Origin of the sequence: Bradyrhizobium mercantei, from assembly GCF_001982635.1 — a bacterium.
In the GTDB taxonomy this organism is placed as follows: domain Bacteria; phylum Pseudomonadota; class Alphaproteobacteria; order Rhizobiales; family Xanthobacteraceae; genus Bradyrhizobium; species Bradyrhizobium mercantei.
The window spans coordinates 794,602-819,491 of the sequence record NZ_MKFI01000004.1 but is presented as its reverse complement, the minus strand read 5'-3'; the positions used below and the strand labels follow the sequence as shown (position 1 = coordinate 819,491).

General features: G+C 65.3%; 24 protein-coding genes. 14 read left to right on the top strand and 10 right to left on the bottom strand.

Features of this window, described 5'->3' with window-relative positions:
• Positions 1-31 precede the first annotated feature (31 nt).
• On the bottom strand, positions 32-250 hold the full coding sequence (locus BI327_RS21785; RefSeq protein WP_076862793.1) for a hypothetical protein: 219 nt from the start codon (positions 248-250) through the stop codon (positions 32-34).
• A 161-nt stretch (positions 251-411) separates the two neighbouring features.
• Here BI327_RS21785 and BI327_RS21780 point away from each other — a divergent pair, with 161 nt between their 5' ends.
• Positions 412-1,692, top strand: coding sequence for an amidohydrolase family protein (locus BI327_RS21780; RefSeq protein ID WP_076862792.1), 1,281 nt, complete (start codon positions 412-414; stop codon positions 1,690-1,692).
• Positions 1,693-1,807: 115 nt separating this feature from the next.
• Here BI327_RS21780 and BI327_RS21775 read toward each other — a convergent pair whose 3' ends face one another.
• Both BI327_RS21775 and BI327_RS21770 read right to left on the bottom strand, forming a co-directional pair.
• Positions 1,808-3,046, bottom strand: a complete 1,239-nt coding sequence (locus tag BI327_RS21775; RefSeq protein ID WP_076862791.1) for an aminotransferase-like domain-containing protein — start codon at positions 3,044-3,046, stop codon at positions 1,808-1,810.
• 71 nt (positions 3,047-3,117) lie between these two features.
• Positions 3,118-3,660 carry a DUF3124 domain-containing protein gene (locus BI327_RS21770; protein ID WP_394329876.1) on the bottom strand — a complete coding sequence of 181 codons (543 nt, stop codon included), beginning with the start codon at positions 3,658-3,660 and terminating at the stop codon, positions 3,118-3,120.
• 59 nt (positions 3,661-3,719) lie between these two features.
• Between BI327_RS21770 and BI327_RS21765 the strand changes: the two genes are divergently transcribed.
• From BI327_RS21765 to BI327_RS21750, 4 genes are all read left to right on the top strand, one after another.
• The gene (locus BI327_RS21765) at positions 3,720-5,453 is read left to right on the top strand and encodes a cation:proton antiporter (protein ID WP_076862790.1); all 1,734 of its coding nucleotides are present in this window, start codon (positions 3,720-3,722) and stop codon (positions 5,451-5,453) included.
• Positions 5,454-5,729: 276 nt separating this feature from the next.
• The gene (gene ribB / locus BI327_RS21760) at positions 5,730-6,806 is read left to right on the top strand and encodes a 3,4-dihydroxy-2-butanone-4-phosphate synthase (protein ID WP_076862789.1); all 1,077 of its coding nucleotides are present in this window, start codon (positions 5,730-5,732) and stop codon (positions 6,804-6,806) included.
• Between the two features lie 130 nt (positions 6,807-6,936).
• Complete coding sequence (locus tag BI327_RS21755; protein WP_050402375.1) at positions 6,937-8,151, top strand: acyl-CoA dehydrogenase; 1,215 nt, start codon at positions 6,937-6,939, stop codon at positions 8,149-8,151.
• Between the two features lie 143 nt (positions 8,152-8,294).
• On the top strand, positions 8,295-9,212 hold the full coding sequence (locus tag BI327_RS21750) for an MBL fold metallo-hydrolase (protein ID WP_076862788.1): 918 nt from the start codon (positions 8,295-8,297) through the stop codon (positions 9,210-9,212).
• A gap of 87 nt (positions 9,213-9,299) precedes the next feature.
• On the opposite strand, the gene BI327_RS21745 is transcribed toward BI327_RS21750, so the two are convergent.
• Positions 9,300-10,157, bottom strand: coding sequence for a DUF1499 domain-containing protein (locus BI327_RS21745; RefSeq protein ID WP_076862787.1), 858 nt, complete (start codon positions 10,155-10,157; stop codon positions 9,300-9,302).
• Positions 10,158-10,417: 260 nt separating this feature from the next.
• Entirely contained in the window at positions 10,418-12,046 is a 1,629-nt protein-coding gene (locus tag BI327_RS21740) for a fatty-acid--CoA ligase (RefSeq protein ID WP_076862786.1), read from the bottom strand.
• A 76-nt stretch (positions 12,047-12,122) separates the two neighbouring features.
• On the opposite strand from BI327_RS21740, the gene BI327_RS21735 reads away from it, so the two are divergent.
• Entirely contained in the window at positions 12,123-13,340 is a 1,218-nt protein-coding gene (locus BI327_RS21735; RefSeq protein WP_076862785.1) for an extensin family protein, read from the top strand.
• 24 nt (positions 13,341-13,364) lie between these two features.
• Here BI327_RS21735 and BI327_RS21730 read toward each other — a convergent pair whose 3' ends face one another.
• A complete protein-coding gene (locus BI327_RS21730; protein WP_076862784.1) occupies positions 13,365-14,042 on the bottom strand; it encodes a L,D-transpeptidase in 678 nt (225 codons plus the stop codon).
• Between the two features lie 362 nt (positions 14,043-14,404).
• On the opposite strand from BI327_RS21730, the gene BI327_RS21725 reads away from it, so the two are divergent.
• Positions 14,405-15,382: a magnesium transporter CorA family protein gene (locus BI327_RS21725; RefSeq protein ID WP_076862783.1), complete on the top strand. Its 978-nt coding sequence runs from the start codon at positions 14,405-14,407 to the stop codon at positions 15,380-15,382.
• Positions 15,383-15,522: 140 nt separating this feature from the next.
• On the top strand, positions 15,523-15,744 hold the full coding sequence (locus BI327_RS21720; protein WP_076862782.1) for a hypothetical protein: 222 nt from the start codon (positions 15,523-15,525) through the stop codon (positions 15,742-15,744).
• Between the two features lie 144 nt (positions 15,745-15,888).
• Here the strand turns inward: BI327_RS21720 and BI327_RS21715 are convergent, their stop codons facing one another.
• Positions 15,889-16,641, bottom strand: coding sequence for an SDR family NAD(P)-dependent oxidoreductase (locus BI327_RS21715; RefSeq protein WP_076862781.1), 753 nt, complete (start codon positions 16,639-16,641; stop codon positions 15,889-15,891).
• A gap of 146 nt (positions 16,642-16,787) precedes the next feature.
• Entirely contained in the window at positions 16,788-17,429 is a 642-nt protein-coding gene (gene pdxH, locus BI327_RS21710) for a pyridoxamine 5'-phosphate oxidase (protein ID WP_076862780.1), read from the bottom strand.
• A gap of 108 nt (positions 17,430-17,537) precedes the next feature.
• Between pdxH and BI327_RS21705 the strand changes: the two genes are divergently transcribed.
• Together BI327_RS21705 and BI327_RS21700 are read left to right on the top strand one after the other, a co-directional pair.
• On the top strand, positions 17,538-17,945 hold the full coding sequence (locus BI327_RS21705) for an RT0821/Lpp0805 family surface protein (RefSeq protein ID WP_076863184.1): 408 nt from the start codon (positions 17,538-17,540) through the stop codon (positions 17,943-17,945).
• 154 nt (positions 17,946-18,099) lie between these two features.
• Positions 18,100-19,062, top strand: a complete 963-nt coding sequence (locus BI327_RS21700; protein WP_076862779.1) for a DnaJ C-terminal domain-containing protein — start codon at positions 18,100-18,102, stop codon at positions 19,060-19,062.
• 387 nt (positions 19,063-19,449) lie between these two features.
• Here BI327_RS21700 and BI327_RS21695 read toward each other — a convergent pair whose 3' ends face one another.
• Both BI327_RS21695 and BI327_RS21690 read right to left on the bottom strand, forming a co-directional pair.
• Complete coding sequence (locus BI327_RS21695; RefSeq protein ID WP_076862778.1) at positions 19,450-20,214, bottom strand: anti-sigma factor family protein; 765 nt, start codon at positions 20,212-20,214, stop codon at positions 19,450-19,452.
• Between the two features lie 66 nt (positions 20,215-20,280).
• On the bottom strand, positions 20,281-20,769 hold the full coding sequence (locus tag BI327_RS21690; RefSeq protein ID WP_021076763.1) for a sigma-70 family RNA polymerase sigma factor: 489 nt from the start codon (positions 20,767-20,769) through the stop codon (positions 20,281-20,283).
• A 221-nt stretch (positions 20,770-20,990) separates the two neighbouring features.
• On the opposite strand from BI327_RS21690, the gene BI327_RS21685 reads away from it, so the two are divergent.
• The 4 genes from BI327_RS21685 to BI327_RS21670 all read left to right on the top strand — a co-directional run bounded on the left by BI327_RS21685 (position 20,991) and on the right by BI327_RS21670 (position 24,890).
• Complete coding sequence (locus tag BI327_RS21685) at positions 20,991-21,590, top strand: histidine phosphatase family protein (protein ID WP_076862777.1); 600 nt, start codon at positions 20,991-20,993, stop codon at positions 21,588-21,590.
• 75 nt (positions 21,591-21,665) lie between these two features.
• Positions 21,666-22,754 (top strand): chorismate synthase, encoded by a 1,089-nt coding sequence (gene aroC / locus BI327_RS21680; protein ID WP_024580648.1) that lies wholly within the window; start codon positions 21,666-21,668, stop codon positions 22,752-22,754.
• Positions 22,755-22,805: 51 nt separating this feature from the next.
• Positions 22,806-23,999, top strand: coding sequence for an adenylate/guanylate cyclase domain-containing protein (locus BI327_RS21675; RefSeq protein WP_076862776.1), 1,194 nt, complete (start codon positions 22,806-22,808; stop codon positions 23,997-23,999).
• Positions 24,000-24,011: 12 nt separating this feature from the next.
• On the top strand, positions 24,012-24,890 hold the full coding sequence (locus tag BI327_RS21670) for a DMT family transporter (protein WP_076862775.1): 879 nt from the start codon (positions 24,012-24,014) through the stop codon (positions 24,888-24,890).

Below are 24,890 nucleotides of genomic sequence, written 5' to 3'. Positions count from 1 at the left end.
TCCGTTGTGTCGGTCTCGTTTGTGTTGGTCGTTAGTAGCGGTCGCGCCTGATCACAACCGTGCGGTCACGGTCGTGATGCCAGCCGCGATGCCAGCCACGGTCATGGCGAAACTCGGCGCGCGCGCCCCAGCCACGATCCCAGTGATGATGATGGCCGCGCTTGATCACGACGGTCTCGGCACTCGCGATCGACGGGACGGCTACCGCAAGCGTACCAATCGCCGCAAGAACAAAACCAATCTTTTTCATTTCATCCTCCTCAAATGATGCGGGGAGAAAACCGTGCAGGCATCGAAACGTTCCTCAGGAACCGGCGGAGTTTTCTGAACGGTTGTTCAGGTGGCCTTGCGTAACCACCGTGTCCGACGCATCATCGCGCCACAAAAATCAATGTTCGGGGGGACGTTGCCGTGAGCGAATTTTCACGCCGGGATTTCTTGAAGGGTACGGGATCGGCCGCTGCTGCTGTCATCGCGGGGCCGGCTGCCGCGGCGATGGGGCCCGACGACAAGTTCGATCTCGTGATCAAGAGCGGCGACGTGATCGATCCCAGCCAGTCGCTGCGCGGCAAGCGCGACATCGGCATCCGCTGGGGTTTCATCGAGGCGATCGAGGAAGAGATACCCGCCGCGCGTGCCAGCAAGACCATCGACGCGTCGGGCAAACTCGTAATGCCGGGCCTCGTCGATCTGCACTGCCACGTCTACCCTTACGGATCGGCGATCGGCATTCCCGCCGACGAGCTGGTGCAATTCCAGGGCACCACGACCGTGGTCTCGGCCGGCGATGCCGGCGTCAACAATCTCGCGGCGCTGCGCCGCTTCATCGTGGCGCAGTCGCGGGCGCGGATCTACGCCTTCGTCCACATCGCCAACAACGGCCTGTCGGCCTTCCCGGTGGCCGAGCTCTACAACATCGACAACGCCCAGGTCGAGGCCTGCGCGATGGCGCTCGCCGAGAACCCGGACTTCCTGATCGGCGTCAAGGTGCGGATGTCGGAAAACGTCATCTTCAAGCACGGCATCGAACCGCTGAAGCGCGGTATCCTGGCCTGCGAGATGTGCGGCTGGCCGGCGCGGATGATGGTGCATATCGGCGGCGTCGAGACCAAGGAGTTGATGTCCGACATCCTCGATCTGCTGCGCCCGGGCGATATCCTCACCCACGCCTATTCCGGGGCGCCGAACATGTCGGGTGCCTTCACCAACATCGTGCAGGATGGCAAGCTGCTGCCGGCGGCGCTTGCGGCCAAGCAGCGCGGCGTGTTGTTCGACGTCGGCCATGGCGGCGGCAGCTTCGATTTCACCGTGGCCGAGATCGCGATCCCCGCGGGCTGCACGCCGGATACGATCTCCTCCGACATCCATGTCTTCTCGGGCAACTCGCCCGGCATTCCGTTCCTGCCCAACGTGATGAGCAAGTTCCTGGCGATGGGCTCCTCGCTGGATCAGGTGGTGGCGATGGCGACCTCGGTGCCGGCGCGGATCATCAACCGCACCCCGAAGATCGGCACGCTGCAGCGCGGCGCGCCGGGCGATGTCGCGATCATGGATCTCGTCGAAGGGCCGGTCACCTTCGTCGACACCCGCAACAACAAGCGCGACGGCAATCTGCAGCTGAAGCCGGTGCAGACCGTGGTCAACGGCGTGCCGTTCGGTCGGCCCTACCAGGCGCCGTTTTCGGTGCGGTAGGGGCGAGCTAGCGGAGGCATGGATTGCTTCGTCGCTGCGCTCCTCGCAATGACGGGGACAGGGCATCCGTCATTGCGAGCGAAGCGAAGCAATCCATCTTGCCGTACGCGAACGGCTAGCCGCGCTTCTCCACATTGCTGCTGCGCGCGGGCACGCCGAACTCCTTGCGGCACACCTCCGCGAGCACCGCGACGCCCTCGCGGATCTGCTCGTGCGAGGGGCTGGCGAAGCAGAGGCGCAGCCGGCTGCCGGAATGCGCCTTGCTGGTCGACCATTCCGGTCCCGGATTGATCGAGACGCCGGCGGCGAGCGCCGCCTGGTAGAGCTTCAGCGTGTCGACATTGTCGGGCAACTTGACCCAGAGGAAGATGCCGCCCTTCGGCGCCTCGAATTCGGCCGAGGTGCCGAACTGCTCGTTCAGCGCCTCCATCAGCGTGTCGAGCTTGGCGCGCAGGCCCTTGGTCAGCCGCGGCACGTGGGTCGCAAAATGCGGCGCGCAATATTCCGCGAGCACCATCTGCTCCAGCGCGCCGGAACCGGCATCGGTCTTCAGCGGCAGCATCCGCGACATGATCTCCCACGGCGCGACGATGAAGCCGACCCGCAGTGCCGGGGCAATCGACTTCGAGAACGAGCCGATATGGATCACGCCGCCATGCGTGCTCATGGCGTAGATCGCAGGCGGCCGTTCGCCGTTCCAGATCAGATCGGCATAGCAATCGTCCTCGAAGATCGGCACGCCGTATTCCTTCGACAGCTTCAGCATCTCGGTGCGGCGGCTCTCGGGGAGAATCGAGCCGGTCGGGTTCTGCACCGTCGGGATGGTGTAGATGTATTTCGGCGTGACGCCGCGCCGCTTGTGATCGGCGAGCGCAGCCGCCAGCGCATCGATCCGGATGCCCTCGCCGTCGAGGGGAATGCCGACCGCGTTGACGCCGAGCCGGGTCAGCCGGTTCAGCGAGCCCTGATAGGTTTCCTGCTCGATCAGCACGGTATCGCCCTTGGCGAGCAGCGTCTGATTGACCAGGTCGAGCGCCTGCAGCGAGCCGGAGACGATCATGATCTCGTCCGCCGTGCAGGTGATCGCGGCGTCGCGCTTCAGCTTCTCGGTCAGGAACTGGCGCAACGGCAAATAGCCCTGTGGCCCGTGCGCGAGATTGTAGGTCGCCAGATTCCTGCCCTCGCGCTTCAGCACGGCATTGACCGCTTCCAGCAGTCCATCGACCGGCACCTGGTCGGGATCGTTGTTGCCGCCGACGAAGCTGTATTTGGCGAGCCCGGTCCAGCGCGCGGCCGGCGCAGGTAGACCGGCCGGGAGCAGGGGTGCAAAGTCGAACTGGGCTGAGGTGGACATGGACGTTTCGCTCCGTGTTGTTGTCGTTGAGAAGGCCCGCCGGAAGCGGCCTTCCGTGAAGTCAGTTCAATTCAGTTCTTGCCGGTCAGCCTGATCGGACGGCCCTGGCTGATGAAGGCGTAGTGCCCGGCGCCGACGCTGCCGACCATCAGAGCCTCGACCGCAGGTTCCGCGATCTCGCCGGCCGCGGCCCAATCGACCACGAAATTCGCGCCGGTGCCGCCGCGGGTATCGGTCGTGGCGATCGAGACCTCGACGGTCGCAAACGGTTTTAGCGCGATCGGCGATTTGAGGTAGCTCTCCACCATCTTGCCTGATGTGTCGAAATAGGCGATCCGCTTCAGCACCAGCGGCCTGGTCTCGGAGGCGTTGTGCACGCTGAGCGTCACCGAGAAATCGGCCCTGAGCTTGCCCTGGCTCATCGACACGCTGGAATACACCGGCACGTAGAATGCACCTGTCGCCGTGAGCCCCTCCGATGGCACCGTTGTCAGCGAGTTCGCAAAATTTTGTTCAATACTTGCTGGGGATTGTGCTAGCGCCTCTGTCATGCGCACGGTGAGCAGGCAGAGCAAAACTGCCAGAAAAATGCCGCCTGCGCGGATGTGACACATTGCTCTGTTGATCCTCACGCCCGGCCCTCTAGGTTGCGGCAACAGGAAGTCTTTGACGCATGCATGAACTAGTCGGTGATATCACGCTCTGTATCCTGTTTGCCTGGGGGCTCGGGCTGCTTGCCCATTTCTCCCGGCAACCGCTGATACTGGCCTACCTTATCGCCGGCTTTTTCATTGGTCCATTCGGCATGGGCTGGGTCAAGTCCCAGGAGTCGATCAGCGTCATCTCCGAGCTCGGCCTGATCTTCATGCTGTTCATGATCGGGCTGGAAATCGACCTCAAGAAGATCATCCGTGCCGGCAAGGTCATCCTGTTCGCCGGCGCCGGCGAGCTGATCGGCGGCTGCCTGATCGGCGTCGCGTTCTTTGCCGGAATCGGGCTTGCGATCGGCGGCGGCAAGTTCGACGCGATCTATCTCTGCGTCGCCTGCGCGCTGTCCTCGACCGTCATCATCGTCAAGGTGCTCTACGAGAAGCGCGAGCTGGATACGCTGCCGGGCCGGATCACGCTCGGCGTGCTGGTGCTGCAGGACATCTTCGCGATCCTGTTCCTGGCGGTGCAGCCGAGCCTCGACAATCTGCAGGTCAGCGTCGTTCTGCTGTCGATCGCCCGCGTCGCCGCGCTGGTCGCGACCGCGCTGGTGCTGAGCCGCTACGTTCTGCCCCGGCTGTTCCACCAGATCGCGCGCCGGCCGGAGCTCGTGCTGCTCGGTGCGCTCGCCTGGTGCTTCCTGATCGGCGAGATCGCCGAGCGGCTGCATCTGTCGCGCGAGATGGGCTCGCTGGTCGCCGGCGTCTCGATCTCGACCTTTCCCTACGCACTCGACGTCACCGCCAAGGTCACGACGCTCCGGGATTTCTTCATCACGCTGTTCTTCGTCGCGCTCGGCATGACGATCCCGATTCCCGGCCTCTCGGTGATCTGGCTTGCGCTCGTCATCGCGGCCTTCACGGTGGCGAGCCGCCTGGTCACGACCTTCACGCCGCTCTATCTGATGAAGCAGGGCCTCCGCGCCAGCCTGCTGCCGGCGATCAACCTGGCGCAGATTTCCGAGTTCTCGCTGGTGGTGATCCAGACCGGCGTCGCCGCCAACCATATCGCCACCGAGACCGCGAATGCGGCCTCGTTCGCCTTCGTGGTGCTGGCGGTGCTCTCGACCTTCGCGATGGGCCGTAGCGATCAGATCGTGCGCGGTCTGATCGGTCCCTTGAAGCGGATCGGGCTGCGCGACCTCGACCAGGAGGGCGAGGGACGCGGCGAGGCCGGGCACGAGAGCGGACATGGCGAGATCAGGCGCATCGTGATCCTGGGCTTTTTCCGGGCGGCGAGCGCGCTGATCAGCCAGATCGAGCGGCAGAACCAGTCGCTGCTCGAGCAGATCAGCGTCATCGACTTCAATCCGCTGGTGTTCCGCACGCTGTCCGACCGCGGCATGCATGTGATCTATGGCGACATCAGCAATGTCGACACCCTGGTCCATGCCGGCATCGGCAAGGCCGAGATCATCATCCTGAGCGTGCCGGATTTCCTCTTGGTCGGCGCCGACAATGAGAAGCTGGTGCGTCACGTCCGCGCCCTCAATCCGGACGCGCGGATCGTCGCCACCGCCGATCTCTTGACCGGCGTCGATGATCTCTACGCCGCCGGCGCCGATTACGTGACGGTGACCCGGCTCAGCGACGCCGGCGAGCTCTATTCGGTGATCGAGGCGGCCGATGCCGGCCTGCTCGACGACAAGCGCGCCGAGCTGGACGCCCAGCTCAGCGACCGGCGCGAGGTGCTGCCGTAACACCAGTCTCAAGGCTGTCCTTACCTCTCCCCATCGGGGAGAGGTCGATTTGCGCAGCAAATCGGGTGAGGGGGCTTGGCTCTCACGAGGGATGCAACCCCTCACCCGGATTGCATCTGGCGATGCAATCCGACCTCTCCCTTTGGGAGAGGTGAAGCGGCCTGGTATGCCTGCCGGTCGGTGCCTGCCGGACGCATGGCGGGTTGCATAATGATACTGGCGCTGACATCGGAACCCGGCTAATCCACTGCCTGCATATAGCGAGATGTCAGGACAATGGCCGATACGATCCAGGAAGTGCTGCAAGCCTTTGCGAAGGGTGAACTCGTCGTCGTCACCGACGATGACGATCGGGAAGGCGAGGGCGATCTGATCGTCGCGGCGTCGTTCTGCACGGCGGAAAAGATGGCCTTCATCATCCGCCACACCTCCGGCATTGTCTGTGCGCCGATCACCACCGAGGACGCCCGCCGGCTGCGGCTCGACCCGATGGTGGCGCACAACGAGTCCAACCACACCACGGCCTTCACCGTCTCGATTGACTACAAGCCCGATGGCGGCACCGGCATCTCGGCCGAGGAACGCGCCTCCTGCTGCCGCGCGCTCGCCAATCCCAATGCCGGCGCCAATGATTTTGCGCGCCCCGGCCACATCTTCCCGCTGATCGCGCGCGACGGCGGCGTGCTGCTGCGCTCCGGCCATACCGAGGCCGCGGTCGATCTGTGCCGGCTCTCGGGCCTGCCGCCGGTCGGCGTCATCAGCGAGCTGATGAACGACGATGGAACCGTGATGAAGGGCGAGCAGGTCGCGAAATTCGCCGCCGCCCACAAGCTCAAGCACGTCACGATCGCTGATATGATCGCCTATCGCCAGGCCCGCGAGAAGCTGATCGAGCGGGTCGCGACCTTCACCACCGAAAGCCCGATCGGCCCGCTGCAGGGCTACGCCTATCGCTCGCCGTTCGACGAGATCATGCATGCCGCCTTCGTCTACAACGGCATCGGCGACGGCCGGGACGTGCTGACCCGGCTGCACAAGCCCAACATCGTCAAGGACCTCTTCACCGGGCCGGCGCGGATGGAAGCCGTGTTGCGGCATTTCAAGGATGCCGGCCGCGGCGTGCTGGTATATCTGCGCGACGGGGCTGCCGGTGTTCCGGTCCAGCCGGTGGGCGAGCAGAAGTCCGCGGAAGCCGATCGCAACAAGCAATGGCGCGAAGTCGGCGTCGGCGCGCAAATCCTGCGCGATCTCGGCATCACCTCGATCCGGCACCTGACGTCGTCGGTGCACGACTACAAGGGTTTGTCCGGATTCGGCATCGAGATCGTGTCGAACGAGAAGTTCGACGTCTGATGCGGGTCATTCCGGGCGCGATGCGTGCGCGTCGCCCCTGGGACGGCATGCGCCCAATTCAATTGCGCTTGGCAGCATAGCGCTTTAATTTATCCGCCAATTTCCGATAGACGATGCGAAAGGATGTTTCATGAGCGTGCGCCCCCAGGCCAAGGACAAGCCGGCTGCGGCCAGCTTCCAGTGGGATGATCCGTTCCTGCTCGACGATCAGTTGACCGAAGACGAGCGCCTGATCCGCGACACCGCGCGGGCCTATGCGCAGGACAAGCTGTTGCCGCGGGTCACCAAGGCCTATCTGGAAGAGAAGACCGACCGCGAGATCTTCAACGAGATGGGTGAGCTCGGCCTGATCGGCGTGACGCTGCCCGAGGAATATGGCTGCGCCAATGCGAGCTACGTGGCCTATGGCCTGGTGGCGCGCGAGATCGAGCGTGTCGATAGCGGCTATCGCTCGATGAACTCGGTGCAGTCGTCGCTGGTGATGTATCCGATCTACGCCTATGGCGACGAGAACCAGCGCAAGAAGTATCTGCCCAAGCTCGCGACCGGCGAATGGGTCGGCTGCTTCGGCCTGACCGAGCCGGATGCCGGTTCCGATCCCGGCGGCATGAAGACCCGCGCCGAGAAGGTGGCCGACGGCTACAAGCTCAACGGCGCCAAGATGTGGATTTCGAATGCGCCGATCGCCGACGTGTTCGTGGTGTGGGCCAAGTCGGCCGCGCACGACAATCAGATCCGCGGCTTCATCCTCGAGAAGGGCATGAAGGGCCTGTCGGCGCCGAAGGTCGGCGGCAAGCTCTCGCTCCGTGCCTCGATCACCGGTGAGATCGTGCTCGACAACGTCGTGGTGCCGGAAAGCGCGCTGCTGCCCAACGTCTCCGGCCTCAAGGGTCCGTTCGGCTGTCTCAACCGCGCCCGCTACGGCATCTCCTGGGGCGCGCTCGGCGCCGCCGAGGACTGCATGCACCGCGCGCGCCAGTACACGCTCGACCGCAAGCAGTTCAACCGGCCGCTCGCCGCCACCCAGCTGGTGCAGAAGAAGCTCGCCGACATGGAGACCGAGATCGCGCTCGGCCTGCAGGCCTCCTTGCGCGTCGGCCGCCTGATGGACGAGGGCAAGATGGCGCCGGAGATGATCTCGATCGTCAAGCGCAACAATTGCGGCAAGTCGCTCGACATCGCCCGCATGGCGCGCGACATGCACGGCGGCAACGGCATCCAGATCGAGTATCACGTGATGCGCCACGCCGCGAACCTCGAGACGGTGAACACCTATGAGGGCACGCACGACGTCCACGCGCTGATCCTCGGCCGCGCGATCACCGGCATCCAGGCGTTCTCGTAAGGACACGCCGCACCCAATCACCGTCATGGCCGGGCTTGTCCCGGCCATCCACGTCTTGGGACTCGCAAAGGAAGACGTAGATGCCCGGGACAAGCCCGGGCATGACGGGGGCAAAGAGAATCCGGATATCACGGGCAAAAGCCATGGCCGACAACGACGACATCCCGTTCAACCGCGATTTCCCGCTGAAGCCCGGCGTGGTCGAGCAGGTCCGCCCTGGCGTCCGGCGCGTCCTCTGCAACAATCCGAGCCCGTTCACCTTCACCGGCACGGTCAGCTACATCGTGGGGCAGGGCAAGGTCGCGATCATCGATCCCGGTCCCGACGACGAGGCCCATGCCAGGGCGCTGCTCGAGGCGGTCAAGGGCGAGACCGTGACCCACATCCTGGTCACCCATACCCATCGCGACCATTCGCCGAACACGCCGCGGATCAAGGCCGCGACCGGTGCGCCTGTCTACGCCGAGGGACCGCACCGTGCCTCGCGGCCGCGCTTCGAGAGCGAGAAGCACAATCCGGAATCGGGCGCCGACCGCGATTTCCGGCCCGATGTCGAGGTCAAGCACGGCGACGTCATCGAGGGCGCGGGCTTCGCGCTGGAGGCGGTCGCCACCCCCGGCCACACCGCCAATCACCTGGCGTTCGCGTGGACCGAGCGCAGCATCAATTTCGTCGGCGACCATGTGATGGGTTGGTCGACCTCGATCGTGGCGCCGCCCGACGGGTCGATGATCGACTACATGGCTTCGCTGGAACGGCTGGAGCAGCGACCCGAGCAGCTCTATTTCTCAGGCCACGGCCCGGAGATCCCGGAAGGCCCGCGCTACGTCCGCTTCCTGGCGCGGCATCGCCGGGCGCGCGAGGCCTCGATCCTGCACCGCCTCGGCAAGGGCGAGGCCGATATCCCGACCATGGTGCGGGCGATCTATATCGGGCTCGACCCGCGGCTCGCCAATGCCGCCGGTTATTCGGTGCTGGCGCATCTGGAGGACCTGGTCGCGCGCGGCGTCGTGGCGACCGACGGCGATCCGGTGATCGGCGGCACGTACCGGATGGTGTGAGGCCTTCCTCCATTCGTCATTCCCCGGTGCGCAATTGCGCACCTGAGGGCTCGCGCTGCGCGCGCCCCGGAATGACGAGGATAGGGGCTATTTCTTCACCGTCTTCGCCGGCGGCGCCTTGGGCGCGACCGGGGCCGCCTTCTTCGCCGGCTTCGAATTGTCGTTTTCGGCGGCGGTGTTGAGGTCCTCGATCAGCTTCTTGACCCGCGCGGCGTTGCTGCCGAGATCGGTGTCGAAATAGCGCGACGCGGAGCGGATATCGACGCGCGAGTCCTCGTCATCAGGCGTGACCCGGATCGAGACGTCCTCGCGGAAGCCCATGATCGGCGTGCGCGCCACCGCCTCGATCCGTCCGATCCGGCGCGGCGGCTGCGGCGCGCGTGCGTCGATGACGAGCCATTTGCGGCGGTTGACCAACCGTAGGGTCAGCTCATAGGCACGGTCGACCGGGGTTTCCAGTTCGACGGTTTCGATATCCGGATAGGCCGCGCGCTGCCGCTCGGCCGAAGCGAGGCCGGCGTAGGCGGCCGGATTGGTGCCTTCCCCGGTGCGCAGCCGCGCCAGCGCCTCGAACTTCGGCGGGTCGATCGGATCGGTGGTGACGTCGTAGAGCCGCGGCAGCTTGCGGTACTGATAAATGAGGTACGCCGGGTAGGCGAGAATCGCCGCGTCGATCAGGAGCGCGAGCAGAATCCTGCCCATGCCGCGGGTGCCGTTCTGCCAGATCGCGGCGAAGGCGGCGAGCCCGAGCAGGATCGACAGGCCGGCCAGGCCCAGCGCGCCGAAGAAGGTCGCCAGCGCCGGCTTGACCTCCAGGAACCCGAACCGGACGATCAGGATCGAGACCACCACCGCGACGACGGAGAAGATAGCGAGGTTGCGCGACCAGGTGGCGAGACCGGACACGGGCTCCTGCTGGTAGGGAGCGGAAAACCTGCGCGCCATCGTCGAAATATCTGCCGGTTGAGATGTCCCCGGGCGACCTCAGCCGCCGCCAATGACCGTGTGAGACCACGGACCTGCGGCGAATTCAAGGGATTTGGGCAGTGTTCTTATCCTCCCCCGGAGGGGGAGGATCGCCGTGCATGGAATGCGCTGATCTCTCAGCACGGGCACTGCCCGAATGGAGAGATCACCCCACCCCGCCTCACATCTCGCTTTGCTCAATGTGAGCCGACCCTCCCACTCCAGGGGAGGGTGAATCGTCACGCCGCGGCGGTCGGGAAGGTATAGTCCTTGAACTGATCGCGCAGCGCCGTCTTCAGGATCTTGCCGGTCGCGGTGTGCGGGATGCCATCGACGAAGGCGACGTCGTCGGGCATCCACCATTTGGCGATCTTGCCGTCCATGAACTTCAGGATGTCCTCGCGCGTGGCGCTCTGCCCCTGCTTGAGTTGCACGATCAGGAGCGGCCGCTCGTCCCATTTGGGGTGATGGACGCCGATCACGGCGGCTTCGGCCACCGCCGGATGGCCAACCGCGAGGTTCTCGAGGTCGATCGAGGAGATCCATTCGCCGCCGGACTTGATCACGTCCTTGGAGCGGTCGGTGATCCGCATGTAGCCGTGCTCGTCCATGGTCGAGACGTCGCCGGTGTCGAAGAAGCCGGCATCATCGAGGATATTGGCGTCGACGCGGAAATAGGCCTTGGCGATCGCGGGACCCGAGACCTTGAGGCGGCCGAAGGTCTTGCCGTCCCACGGCAGCTCCTTGCCGGCATCGTCGGTGATCTTCATCTCGACGCCGAACGGCGGGTAACCCTGGGTCTGCAGGATGTCGAGCCGTTCCTCGCCGCTGCGATCGGTGAACGGCGGCTTCAGCGTCGCGAGCGTGCCGAGCGGGCTCATCTCGGTCATGCCCCAGGCGTGGCGCACCTGGCTGCCCATGTCGAGGAACGCCTTGATCATCGAGCGCGGCATCGCCGAGCCGCCGCAGATCACCATCTGCAGATCCGGCAGCTTGAGATTGTTGGCGGCCATGTATTGCAGCAGCATCAGCCACACCGTCGGAACACCCGCGGTATGGGTGACCTTCTCGGTCGACAGCAGCTCGTAGACCGAGGCGCCGTCGAGCTTCGGGCCCGGCATCACGAGCTTGGTGCCCATCGACGGCGCCGAGAAGGCGATGCCCCAGCTGTTGGCATGGAACAAGGGGACCACCGGAAGCATTGTGTCCGAGGCGGAGGTGCCCAGCGCGTCCTTCGAGTTGGCCATCAGCGCGTGCAACACGTTGGAACGGTGCGAATACAGGACACCCTTGGGATCGCCCGTCGTGCCGGAGGTGTAGCACATCGCCGCCGCGGTGTTCTCGTCGAAGGTCTTCCACTCGAACTTGCCGTCGGATGCCGCGATCCAGTCCTCATAGGCGACCGCGTTCTTCAGCGTGGTCTGCGGCATGTGCGCCTTGTCGGTCAGCACCACGTAGCGCTCGACGCTCGGCAGCTGGCTTGCGATCTTCTCCAGCACCGGAACGAAGGTGAGGTCGGTAATGACGATGCGGTCTTGGGCGTGGTTGACGATCCAGGCGATCTGTTCCGGAAACAGCCGCGGATTGACCGTATGGCAGATCGCGCCGATCCCCATGATGCCGTACCAGACCTCGAGGTGGCGCCACGTGTTCCAGGCGATGGTGGCGACGCGGTCGCCGAGCTTGATGCCGTCGCGCTCCAGGCTCTGCGAGACCTTCAGCGCGCGGGCATGGATCTGGGCGTAGGTGGTGCGATGGATCGGGCCCTCGACCGACCGCGTCACGACTTCCTGCGTGCCGTGATATTTGGCGGCGTGCTCAATAATCTTGTGGCACAGCAAGGGCCAATCTTGCATCAAGCCAAGCATACGCAAATCCCTCCTCGATCCTCACGCATGATCCGCCGGCATCTTGGACGGCCGGCAGTAAAATCATGGAACTGACATGAACTGTAGCGCGGAGAAAGCAAGCCGAAAATGGCCTGATGGCGCGTTTCGTCGCGGGGGCGCGGCAATGGTTACCGCTGCCGCCGTGTTGCTTTGCCTTTCGCTTTCCGTTGGCATGCAAGCGGAGCCCGCGGAGGCTGCCCGCGGCACGCCGAGCTTTCCGTGGGACGACTTGTTCGGCACAAGGCCGCACCGGGCGCACAAAGTGGTTCGCCGTTCAGCGGTGCCGCTGCCGAAGCCGCGCCCGGCAGACGCGCCTGCCGCAGCCGAGCCCGAGCCGCCGGCGGCCGAGACGCAGCCTCCAGCCGAGGCTGCCAGGCCCAGCGAGGCGGCCAAGCCTGGCGAAGCCATTAAGCCTGGCGAAGCCGTTAAGCCTGCCGAAGCAGCCAGGCCGGCCGAGCCGCTCGCGCCGCAGCTGTCGGCCTGCCGGCAGGCCCTCACCGAGGAGATCGCGATCGCGCCGAGCATTCCGGATATCCATGGCGCCGGCGGCTGCGGCGGCGAGGATCTGGTGCGGCTCGAGGCCATCGTACTGCCCGACAAGCGCAAGGTCGCGCTCAAGCCCGCGGCGATCCTCCGCTGCAAAATGGCGGCTGCGGTCGCGGATTGGGTCCGCACCGATATCGCCCCGCTCGCGCAGAGCCTCGGCGGCGGGATCAGCGATCTCGACAATTTCGATTCGTTCGAGTGTCGCGGCCGCAATCGCATCGTCGGCGCGCAGCTCTCCGAGCATGGCCGCGCCAATGCGCTCGATGTGCGCGCTTTCGGTCTCGCCAACGGCAAGTCGATCTCGCTGACCGACCGCAGCGTGCCGCGGACCTTGCGCGAGACCGTGCTGCATTCGGTCTGCGCCCGCTTCTCCACCGTGCTCGGTCCGGGCTCGGACTGGTACCACGAGGATCACATCCATCTCGATCTGGCGCAGCGTCGCAACGACTACCGGATCTGCCAGTGGAACGTGTACGACCCGCTACCGCAGGTCGCGCCGCTCATGCCGGCCGGGCGCCCCGAAGAGGCGCCGCCGCGTGAGGTCGCCGCCAAATCCGAGGGCGGCAAGGCCGATGCCCCCAAGGCCGAACATGACAAGACGGAACATGACAAGGCGGACGACGGCAAGCCGGACGCACGGGTGTCAGATGATGCGGCCGCGCCCGGGAGCAGCGTCGAGAGCAAGCCGCAGCCAACAAAAAAGCGCCGGCAAAGCCGGCGCCTTTGATCGCAATTGCGACGTGATCGGGGATCAGAAGGGGACGTTGCCGCCGCCCTGCAAGGCCATCTGCGGCTTGTAGGGCGAGTCGCCGTGCTTCGGCTCCAGCACCACGACGATGGTGCCGAGCTTGACGCGGTTGTAGAGGTCGATGACGTCCTCGTTGGTCATGCGGATGCAGCCCGAGGAGATCGAGGAACCGATGTATTCCGGCTGGTTGGTGCCGTGGATGCGGAACAGCGTGTCCTTGCCGCCCGAGTAGAGATACATCGCGCGCGAGCCCATCGGATTGTCCGGGCCCGGTGCCACGAAGGTCGGAACGCCGAGGCGCGAGATCTCACCGGGTGTCGGGTGCCAGGCCGGCCATTCGGTCATGCTGCCGACCTTGGCAATGCCGGACCAGGCCATGGCTTCTTCGCCGACGGTGATGCCGTAGCGGATCGCCTTGCCGTCGTTCAGCACGTAATAAAGGTAGTGGTTGTCGGAATCGACCACGATGGAGCCGGGGGCTTCCTTGCGGTGATATTCGACGATGGCGCGGCGGAACGGTTCGGCCACCGGCGTCTTGACGTAGGTGGTCTTGGCGAGGAGTTCCTTGTCACGCGGCTTGAAGGCAGCAGTATTTGTTGCCTCGTAGGTCGTGGCCTGCATGCAGCCCGACAACATCAGGCCCGCGGCCAGGATCCCGAGGGTAACTTTGAGCGACGACATGATTACATTCCAATCGAAAATCCGCGTCTCAAAGCGCCAACATTACGCCCCAAACGCCACGATTCCATGAGTGGCATTATCGCCGAAACCCGTCGTTCTTCCCAGACTTTAGATGGCTTTCCCGCATCGCGGGACGTGATCTGTGGCTTTTTTGCCGCAACTGTTCTGGCGTGGGACCGGTTTTTGTGCAAACAGGCAACGGTCGTCGAGTCCGAACCGTGTCACCGCCCTCTTGTTCGCCACTTGGCCGCCACAAAGATGGATACCCGGTTAATGCCCCGGTCATGAAGCGCCAGCCAGAATCGCGCTAAGTCGGCGGGTCCTGCCAGCCCTGTTTCCAGCCCTGTATCTCGGAGTTCCTGATGCTGTCGGTGTTCGTACCCTCCGAGTTTTCCCTCAAGAAGGCCGCCGCCACCGACCTCGACGCGCTGCCGGAGGGCGCGGTCTGGGTCGACCTCGTGAACCCGACGGTGGAGGAGGACCGGGCTGTCGAGAAGCTGGCAGGGATCGCGGTTCCGACCCGGGAAGACATGCAGGAGATCGAGATCTCCAGCCGGCTCTATATCGAGAACAGCGCGCGCTACATGACGGCGACGCTGATGTGCCAATCCGACACCGATATGCCGCGCACCACGGCGGTCACCTTCATCCTGACCAGCCACCGCCTGGTCACGGTGCGCTACGACCTGCCGAAGCCATTCGCGCTGGTCGAGAACAAGCTGGCCCGCGCCTGTGCTCCCGGCATCACCGGCGAGCAGGTGCTGATGGAACTGCTGGACGCTGTGATCGACCGTTGCGCGGACCTCCTGGAGCGCTGCGGGGCCGACATCGACCAGGTCTCGCACGACATTTTCGAGCCGGAGAGCGAGCGCCACGGCCACGCCAAGCAATATTCCCAAATCCTGATCACGATCGGCCGCAAGGGCGACATGACCTCGAAGGTTCGCGAAAGCCTGGTCTCGATCGGCCGCCTCGTCACCTTCCTCTCCGCAATCGTGGAAGGGGTGAAATGGTCCAAGGATATGCGCGAGCAGCTCAAGACCATGCAGCGTGACGTGGCCTCACTGACCGACCACGCCTCCTATCTCTCCAACAAGATCACCTTCGTGCTCGACGCCATGCTCGGCGTGGTCAATCTGGAACAGAACAACATCATCAAGCTGTTCTCGGTGATGGCGGTGGTCCTGATGCCGCCGACGCTGATTGCGTCGATCTACGGCATGAATTTCAAGCTCATGCCGGAACTCGAATGGCCGCACGGCTATCCGTTCGCGCTGGTGCTGATGCTGATTGCGGCGATCGTGCCGTACTGGATCTTCAAGTGGAAAAAGTGGCTGTAACGGCTGTTTTTTCAGAGCACGCGTCGCATTTTGGGATTAGGGCAACTGCCTTATTTCCTCTCCTAAAATTTGAGCGTTGCGCTGAACGTTTGGGCGAAATTTGTCTGCGATAACGCCCGCCTCGAAGCCGGAGGACAGCAATGGTTGAGAAGATCATAACGCCACGGCGTAACGTCATCGACTTTGCGCGCTATCAACAGGACCGCGCAGCAGGCAAGGTGCAGGCGATCTCGCCGAGACTTTGCCGTTACTGTGGCGCTGCGTTGCTGGATGGCGAGGACGAAGACGACTGCTCCAGCGCGCTGAACGATGTCGCGCTGCGCCAACCCGAGAAGAAATCGCGTCGGTTCTACGCAGACTGAGAGGCCGAAGCCTCGGAGGCAGAAGCCTCGTTTGCGTTGTTACGCCTGCAAGTGAAGCAACAAGTGAAGCCATCCAGTACGGCCGCGGCGGCGGCCGGGATCGCCTCGAAACCTCCCTCCGCGAAATAGCGGCTCATCCCAAGCTCAGACGTGCTGACCACCGTTAATGTGGATTTCCGCACCGTTCACGTAAGAGCTGGTCTCCGTACAGAGAACGTAAATGATCTTGGCGACTTCGTCCGGGGTGCCGAGACGATGCATCGGGATTTGCTGGTCGACGATCTTCTCGGTGCCCGGCGACAGGATCGAGGTATCGATCTCGCCCGGCGCGATCGCGTTGACGCGAACGCCGACGCGCCCGAAGTCCGATGCCATCTCGCGCGTCAGCGCCGCAAGTGCGGCCTTCGACGTCGCATAGGCCGCGCCCGCGAACGGATGCACGCGCGAGCCGGCGATCGAGGTGACGTTCACCACCGCGCCCTTGGCGTGCTTCAATTCCTCGATCAGCCCGCGCGCGATCATGATCGGTGCGAAGAAGTTGACGTGGAAAACGTGAGTCCAGGTCTCGATGTCGGTGTCCATGGTGCCGAGCCGGCCGCCGCCGGTAGCCTTCGGCGAGATCGCGGCGTTGTTGACCAGCGCGTGCAGTTCGTCGTTGTCGAGCCGCCGCCGGATCTCGGAGATCGCGCGCACGGTGTCGTCATGGCTGCCGAGATCGACCTCGATGTGGTCTTCCGGTCCGGCGCCCCACGGGCAGACCTCCGGAAACGCATGCCGCGAGAGCGTGATGACGCGCCAGCCGGCGGACGAGAACCGGATCGCCGTGGCATGGCCGATGCCGCGGCTCGCGCCGGTCAGGAGCAGCGTGCGCCGCGGTGCATTGGATGGGCGGGTCATCGACGGTTTCTTTCATTTTCATCATGCGCGGCGACGTGCCGGGCATCGACGTCTTCGAACGATTGGGATCAAGACGTCGATGGCCGGGGCCATCTTACACGAAGACGCGCTTCGCAGTTTTGCCCGGCCATGACGGTCGCTATTTTTCAGGGATAGAGCCGCACCTTCGACCAGGTGCTGCCGGCGCCGTCGCGGCGGAATTCGACGCGGTCGTGCAGGCGGAACGGGCGGTCGTGCCAGAACTCGAAGCGCTGCGGCGTGATCCGCCAGCCGCTCCAGCCTGGCGGACGCGGCACCTCGCCGATGACGTATTTGGCGCCGGCCTTGGCGATTGCCTGCTCGAAGGCGAAGCGGCTCTCCAGCGGCTGCGACTGCTTGCTGGCCCAGGCGCCGATCTGCGCCTGCTTCGGCCTCGTGGCGAAATAGGCGTCGGCCTCGGCATCGGTGACCGGCGTCACCGGCCCGCGGATCCGCACCTGCCGGCGCAGCGATTTCCAGTGGAATAGTAAAGCGGCCTTAGGATTTGCGGCCAATTCACGGCCCTTGGCGCTCGCAATGTGGCTGTAGAACACGAAGCCGTCGGCATCGAAGCCCTTCATCAGCACCATGCGCACGTCGGGCAGTCCGTCGGCATCGACGGTTGCGAGCGCCATCGCGTTCGGGTCGTTCGGCTCGGACTTCACCGCTTCCGCAAACCATTCGCCGAACAGGGCAAACGGCTCCTCCGCCGCGGTGAAATCACCCGATGTTAACGGTGTCGGGTGTTTGATGGAGGTCGTGTCGGTCATGTCAGGAGTCCCGATTTGCATCCGCCCGCGTCCGAGAGCGCGTTACTCACCCTATATAGGGCATGGGGGCGCGTTGGCCTATCGGCGATCCACCCTGCGGGCGCGGTGGTGACATTGATCCTGATCGGGGTCGGCGCCAGCGGCTGCAGCCTGTCGCGCACCGATGCCTTCGCCAAGATGGACGACAAGGATGTGACGGGCTCGATCAGCCCGACCCGGGTCAACGCTGTGATGCCGACCGACAGCGATCTCGCTTTCGCCCGCAACGCGGCCTCTGATGTGCTGACCAAGGGCGACAAGGATTCCAGCCAGCCCTGGGAGAATCCCGAGACCGGGGCGCGCGGCTCGGTGACGCCGCTGGCGCAGGCCTATTCGGGCGAGGACGGCAAGACGTGCCGGGATTTCCTTGCCAGCTATGTCAACGGAGCCACCGAGACCTGGCTCCAGGGCGCCGCTTGCAAGGCTGGACAAGGTCGCTGGCAAATCCATAGCCTGAAACCTTGGAGCAAGTCCTGAGAGTTCCGGCAGAAGCCGGGTGATTAAAGCGTTTTCAAGCGAAGTGGGCACCGGAGGCTAGTTGCAAAAATGCCACTGAGCCCCCACATGAAGGTAAAGTGGGCCCGGACGGGTTCCCGGCCAAACTGATTTTCCCGTGAAGGAGACGTGACGGATGCGCGACCCCTATGAGGTCTTGGGGGTGCAGCGGAGCGCCAGCGCTGCGACGATCAAGAGCGCCTATCGCAAGCTCGCCAAGAAGCATCACCCTGACAACAACAAGAACGACCCGAAGGCGGCTGCCCGCTTTTCGGAGATCAATTCGGCCAATGAGATCGTCGGCGACGAGGACAAGCGCAAGCAGTTCGATCGCGGCGAGATCGATGCCGAGGGCAAGCCGCGCTTCCAGGGGTTTCCTGGCGGCGGCGCCGGCGGGCGTGCCGGTCCAGGCGGGTTCGAGTACAGCTTCCGCTCCGGGCCCGGAGGCGGCGGCATGGGTGGCGGCAGCTTCGAGGACATCCTCAACAGCATGTTCGGCAACGCCGCGCGTAGCGGCGGTGGCGCCCGCGCCGGGCGCGCCAGTCCGTTTGAATTCGACGGCGGCGGGGTCGGCGTCGACCTCGATCTTTCGGTCGCCATGACGGTGTCGCTGGAGGAATCGGTCAGGGGCGGCGACAAGCGCGTCCGCCTGCCAACCGGCCGCGAGCTCAACGTCAAGATTCCTCCCGGCGTCACCGCAGGCCAGCAGATCCGGCTGAAGGGGCAGGGCGAGACCGCGCAGGGCCATCCGCCCGGCGATCTCCTGATCACGATCTCGATCGCGCCGCATCCGTTCTTCAAGATCGACGGCAACGATCTGCGGATCGAGCTGCCGATCACCCTCTACGAGGCGGTGCTGGGCGGCAAGGTCCGCGTGCCGACGCTCGGCAGCGCGGTCGAACTGTCGATCCCGAAGAACACCTCGAGCGGCCGCACCTTCCGCCTCAAGGGCAAGGGGCTGTCGAAGCCGGGCGCCGTCGGCGACCTCTATGTCACGACCCGCATCATCCTCCCCGACGGGAACGATGCCGAGCTTGAGGCATTGATGCAGACGTGGCGGGAGCGAAATCCCTACAATCCGCGCAGCGATCTCGGCTGACCGCCGGGAGCGCGCCCCAGAGACGCGAAGACGCGAAACTGCAACTACCCCGGACTCTATCGGGGTAGACGCCGCGCCGTGAGCGCGTCAAAGGAAGACCGGCCGTCCGAATTCCGGGTCTGCGGCGTGCAGACCGGATGGCGGAAAAAGAGTGCGGCCTCGAGAGGGGGACCAGCGCGGTACACAAAACCCCAATCGAGGCCGCGTGCGCCGATCGGCGGATCGGGCGCAGATCATCTTCGCGTGAGCATCCGGTGCGATAATGAGACGCGTCGATGACGCGAATCGAAGTTTTCGATGTCGGAATTGGGACTCTGAGTGAGGCTGGATTCACTTACTCGGAACGGCACGATTTCACGGCGTGATCTCCCGTAAAATTACGGGAGGTCAGCCGCCGCTCTTCTCCATCTGATCGTAGACGGCCTGCGCGACCTGGGTCAGGCGCGTGCGGTCGGTGCCGCCGCTGACGACATAGGCGACGCCGCGATCGGCCCAGAACAGCGCGCCGTCGCTGCCCTGCGCGGCATAGCGCATCTGGGTCGCCTCGGTCTTCACCTTGGCGGTGTAGACCGTGAAGCGCTCCCCGGACGTGCTCTCATACATCAGGAACGACGCCGGCCCGCTCGGCCCCGGCAGCAGGCGGCCGCCGACCAGCTTCAGCCCGCTGAGCTCCGGTGCGCGGACATCCCAGCCGCAGCGCTTGGTCAGCCATTGCTGCAGGTGGTCGCGCTCGCTGCCCGGCACCTCGACGGGGTGACGGACCTCGACCACGTAGAGGCGGTGCGCATCGAGCGCATCGAGCGTGAAGCTCTGGAAGGTCGACGGCGTCGCAGATGCGCCGCGCGCAACCCAGCCGACGCCGCCGCCGGCGACGAAGGCCATCAGCGTCGCTGCCACCGCGCCATAGACCCAGCGGCGCGGCTGGCGCACCAGCCGCTCGAGCTCGAGCCGCTTGGGCACCGCCTCGTCCAGCACGCTGTCGTAGCGCGCATGCAGCGTCTCGGCCATCGCGCGCCATGATTGCACCCGCGCCGCGTCGTCAGGATGGGTGGCGAGCCAGGCCTCGACATCGCCGCGGCGTTCGGCCGGCAGCTCGCTGTCGACGTAAGCGTGCAGCTCGTCTTCGGTGACGGGGATGTTCGGGTCGGTCATATCAGTCGTCTCTGCCAAATCTTGTTCGAAAATCGCTCATCGTAACGTCAGCGGTCGCGCACATTATCATTTCACCCGCCGCAGCGCCGGGCGCTGCCCTTCGATCGAAGCCCGCACATGGGCGCGCGCGCGGGCGAGGCGGGACATCACCGTTCCGATCGGCACGCCCTGGATGTCGGCGACCTCCCGGTAGCTCATGCCCTCCAGCATCACGAGCAGCAGCACCGAGCGTTGCTCTTCGACCAGCGTCGACAGCGCGCGCTCGATGTCGCGTCCCTCCGCCTCGGTGCCGCTGGCGTCGGCATTGTTGTCGAGCAGCGGCATCAAAGGCGGCCGCCGCGCCAGCGAGCGCCTGCGGTTCTTGTTCAGATTGGTCAGGATCGTATAGAGCCAGCTCCTGACGTCGCCGCCGAGAAACAGCCGCTCCGAGCGCAGCGCCCGCACCAGCGTGTCCTGCACCAGATCGTCAGCGATGTCGGTGTCGCGCGTCAGCGCCCGCGCATAGCGGCGGAGCGCCGGAATCATGGCTTCGACACTTTGGCGAAACGCGGTCATGCATCCAGTCTTCGATGGTCTCGGCGATGAGCTGCCTTGTCCAGCATAACACCCTAACGGCGTGGCTATTCCGGTTGCACGACCTGCGCGCAGAGCGCCTCAGCTGCGGCGGATTTGGGCTTGTCGCCAGCCGAAGCGCTGGTGTACCTCCGAGCCGGAAAATTCGAGGCGTGGAAGCCTGTGGTGAGGCGCCCGACAGCTCAGGATCAGCCGTTACGGGAATGCCGGTGCCAACCATCTACTACATCCGCCACGGCGAAACCGCGTGGAACGCCGAAGGCCGGCTTCAGGGCACGCAGGACATCGCGCTCAACGAGCGCGGCCGCGCCCAGGCGGCGCATGCCGGACGCATCCTCGCCGATCTCCTGGCGCGCGACGGCCGTGACAGGACGACGCTGCCGTTCGTCGCAAGCCCGCTGATCCGGGCGCGCGCGACCATGGAGCTGGTGCGTGCCGGGCTCGGCCTGGCGCCGGGCGACTATGCCCTCGACGCGCGGCTGCGCGAGATCGGCTACGGCACCTGGGAAGGCTCGACCCTGGCGCAGGCGCAGGCTGCGGACCCTGCCGTCTATGCCCGCCGCCTGGCCGAGAAGTGGCAGGTCGCGCCGGAGGGCGGCGAGAGCTATGTCGACGTACAGGCGCGGATGACCGACTGGTACGGTTCGGTGACGTCGGACACGGTCGCCGTCGCCCATGGCGGCACGGCGCGGGCGCTGATGGTGGCGCTCGGCTTCGAGACGCCGGCCTCGGCCGCCGAGCTCTATATCGAGCAGGGCGCGGTCTACGTGTTCGGCGCCGCGGGGCTGCAGAAATATAGTTAAGGCCAACCGGCTGCCCGCGTCCTCGAGGTCATGAAACCCGTTTGACGCTGCCGACCCCGCGCGTTACGACACGCCATGTCCTTCAATACTTTCGGCCATATGTTCCGCGTCACGACCTTCGGCGAGAGCCATGGGGTCGCGATCGGCTGCGTGGTGGACGGCTGCCCGCCGATGATCCCCCTGACCGTGGAGGAGATCCAGCACGACCTCGACCGCCGCAGGCCCGGCCAGTCGCGCTTCACGACCCAGCGCCAGGAGCCGGACGCGGTGAAGATCCTGTCCGGTGTGATGGCGCATCCGGAAAGCGGCGTGCAGGTCACGACCGGCACGCCGATCGCGCTCTTGATCGAGAACACCGATCAGCGGTCCAAGGATTATTCCGAGATCAAGGACAAGTTTCGTCCCGGCCACGCCGACTTTACCTATGAGGCGAAGTACGGCCTGCGCGACTACCGCGGCGGCGGGCGTTCGTCCGCACGCGAGACCGCGACCCGCGTCGCGGCCGGCGCGATTGCGCGAAAAGTCCTGCCCGAAGTGAAGGTGCGCGGCGCGCTGGTGCAGATGGGCCCGCACAAGATCGACCGCGAGAAGTGGGACTGGGACGAGATCGCCAACAACCCGTTCTTCTGTCCCGACAAGGACAAGGCGGCGTTCTTCGAAAGCTATCTCGACGGCATCAGGAAGAGCGGCTCCTCGATCGGCGCCGTCATCGAGGTCGTCGCCGAAGGCGTGCCGGCGGGGCTCGGCGCGCCGATCTACGCCAAGCTCGACAGCGATCTGGCGTCCGCGATGATGAGCATCAACGCGGTCAAGGGCGTCGAGATCGGCGCCGGCTTCGGCGCCGCCGAGCTCACTGGCGAGGAGAACGCCGACGAGATGCGGACCGGCAACAACGGAACGCGTTTCCTGTCCAACCACGCCGGCGGCGTGCTCGGCGGCATCTCCACCGGTCAGCCGGTGGTGGTGCGCTTTGCGGTCAAGCCCACCTCCTCGATCCTGACTACGCGCCGCACCGTGGACCGCAAGGGCGCCGATACCGACATCCTGACCAAGGGCCGCCACGACCCCTGTGTCGGCATCCGGGCGGTGCCGGTCGGCGAGGCCATGATGGCCTGCGTGCTGGCGGATCATTTTCTGCGCGACCGCGGGCAGACCGGGCGCTGATCCCTTATATAATGGCGGTACCGGATCGGGGTGCTCGCCTTGGGGACTGCCATGAACGCGTCAGAGCTTCGGGATATCATCAAATGGATGATCGGCGGCGCGCTATCGGCGCCGACCCCGCCGCAGATGATGGCGGAATGCTGCGAACGCCTGGTGCGGGCCGGCCTGCCATTGTGGCGAATCGGCGTGTTCGTGCGCACGCTGCATCCCGAGATCTACGGCCGCCATTTCTACTGGAAGCCCGGCGCCGAGGTCGAGACCGGTACCGTCGATCACAACATCCTGGACACGCCTGAATATGCCGTCAGCCCGCTGTCGATCGTCTTCAAGAAGGGCATCGAAGTGCGCGCACGGGCAGACGACCCCGCCAGCGCGCGCTTTCCGATCGTCGTGGACCTGCAGGCCGAAGGCGTCACCGACTATATTGCCGTGCCGCTGATCAATACCGACGGTCCGCCGAATGCTTCGAGCTGGACCACCAAGCAACCGGGCGGCTTCACCGACGAGCAGCTCGATGCGATCCGCTCGATCACTGTCCCGCTGTCACGCTATATCGAGATCATCACGCTGCGCCGCACCGCCGCGCTGCTGCTCGACACTTATGTGGGCAACCGCGCCGGCGAGCGCATCATGGGCGGCCAGATCCGGCGCGGCCATGCCGACACAATGGATGCCGCGATCTGGCTGTCGGACCTGCGTGGCTTCACCGCGCTGTCGGACCGCCTGCCGGCCGAGACCGTCGTCGAGATCCTCAACCTCTATTTCGACTGCCAGGTCACCGCGATCCGCGACCATGGCGGCGAGGTGCTCAAATTCATGGGCGATGGCCTGCTCGCGGTGTTTCCGGTCGACGAATATCTCGGCGACGAAGCGCAGGTCTGCTCGCGGGTGCTGGATGCCGCGAGGGCATCGCGCGCCGGCGTCGAGGCGCTGCAATTTCCCAATGGCGATGCCGTCGAGCGCTTCCGCTTCGGCGTCGCGCTGCATCTCGGGCGCGTGCTCTACGGCAATATCGGCGGCGGCAACCGGCTCGACTTCACCTGCATCGGCCCGGCGGTCAACCTCGCCGCGCGGCTGGAGAAGATCGCCGGCCGGCTCGGCCGCACCGTCGTCGCCTCCGAGCGCTTCGCCGGCATCCATGACGGCGGCTGGAGCGATCTCGGCGAGTTTCCGATCGCGGGATTTGCCAAGGCCGAACGGGTCTATGGCCTGTTCGACGAGGCGCCGGTCGCTGCGGCCAGCTAGCATCGGTGCGATGTGACTGACACGGGCGCGCAGCACCGCAAGGGGATTGCGCTGGTCGTGGCGGCAGCTGCGGCGTGGAGCACTGCGCCGTTCTTCACCCGGCTGCTGCACTTCGATTCCTGGACCATCCTGTTCTGGCGCGGGCTGTTCGGTGGCGGCGCCATCGCGCTGTTCCTGGTCGCCGTGCAGGGCCGTCGCGGCGTGCGCGATCTCGTCGCGATGCCCTTGAGCGGATGGCTGGTGGCCGGGCTGTCGACCTTCGGCATGGTGACCTTCATTCCGGCGCTGCAGCTGACCAGCGTCGCCAACGTCGCGATCCTGATCGCGATGCAGCCGTTTGCGGCGGCTGCGATCGCCTGGCTTTGGCTCGGCGAGCGGGCGCGGCCCGGCACCTTGCTGGCAAGTCTCGTCGCGCTCACGGGGGTGGCTATCACCGTCAGCGGCGCCGAGGGCAGCACCGACTACAGGGGTATCGGGCTTGCCTGCGTGATGGTGCTGGCGATTTCGCTGATGACGGTGGTGATCCGACGGCACAGGGGCACGCCGATGATCGCGGCTGCGGCGCTCTCGAACTTCCTCGGCAGCGTCATCAGCCTGCCGCTCGGGCAGGCGATCGGCGCGGTCGGCGGCGCTGATCTCGGCGTGCTCGCGATGTTCGGGGCATGCCAGGTCGGGCTCGGCCTCACTTTGTTTACGGTCGGCTCCAGATTGCTGCCGTCCGCGCAGGCGTCGCTGATCGCCACCCTCGAAACACCGCTGATGCCGTTCTGGGTGTGGCTGGCGTTTGCCGAAGTGCCGTCAGCGCGCGCCCTCATTGGCGGTGCGCTGGTGCTGGGTGCGGTCGTCGCGGATATCGTGGCGAGCCAGCGGGCCGAGCCGGCGCGGCCGTGA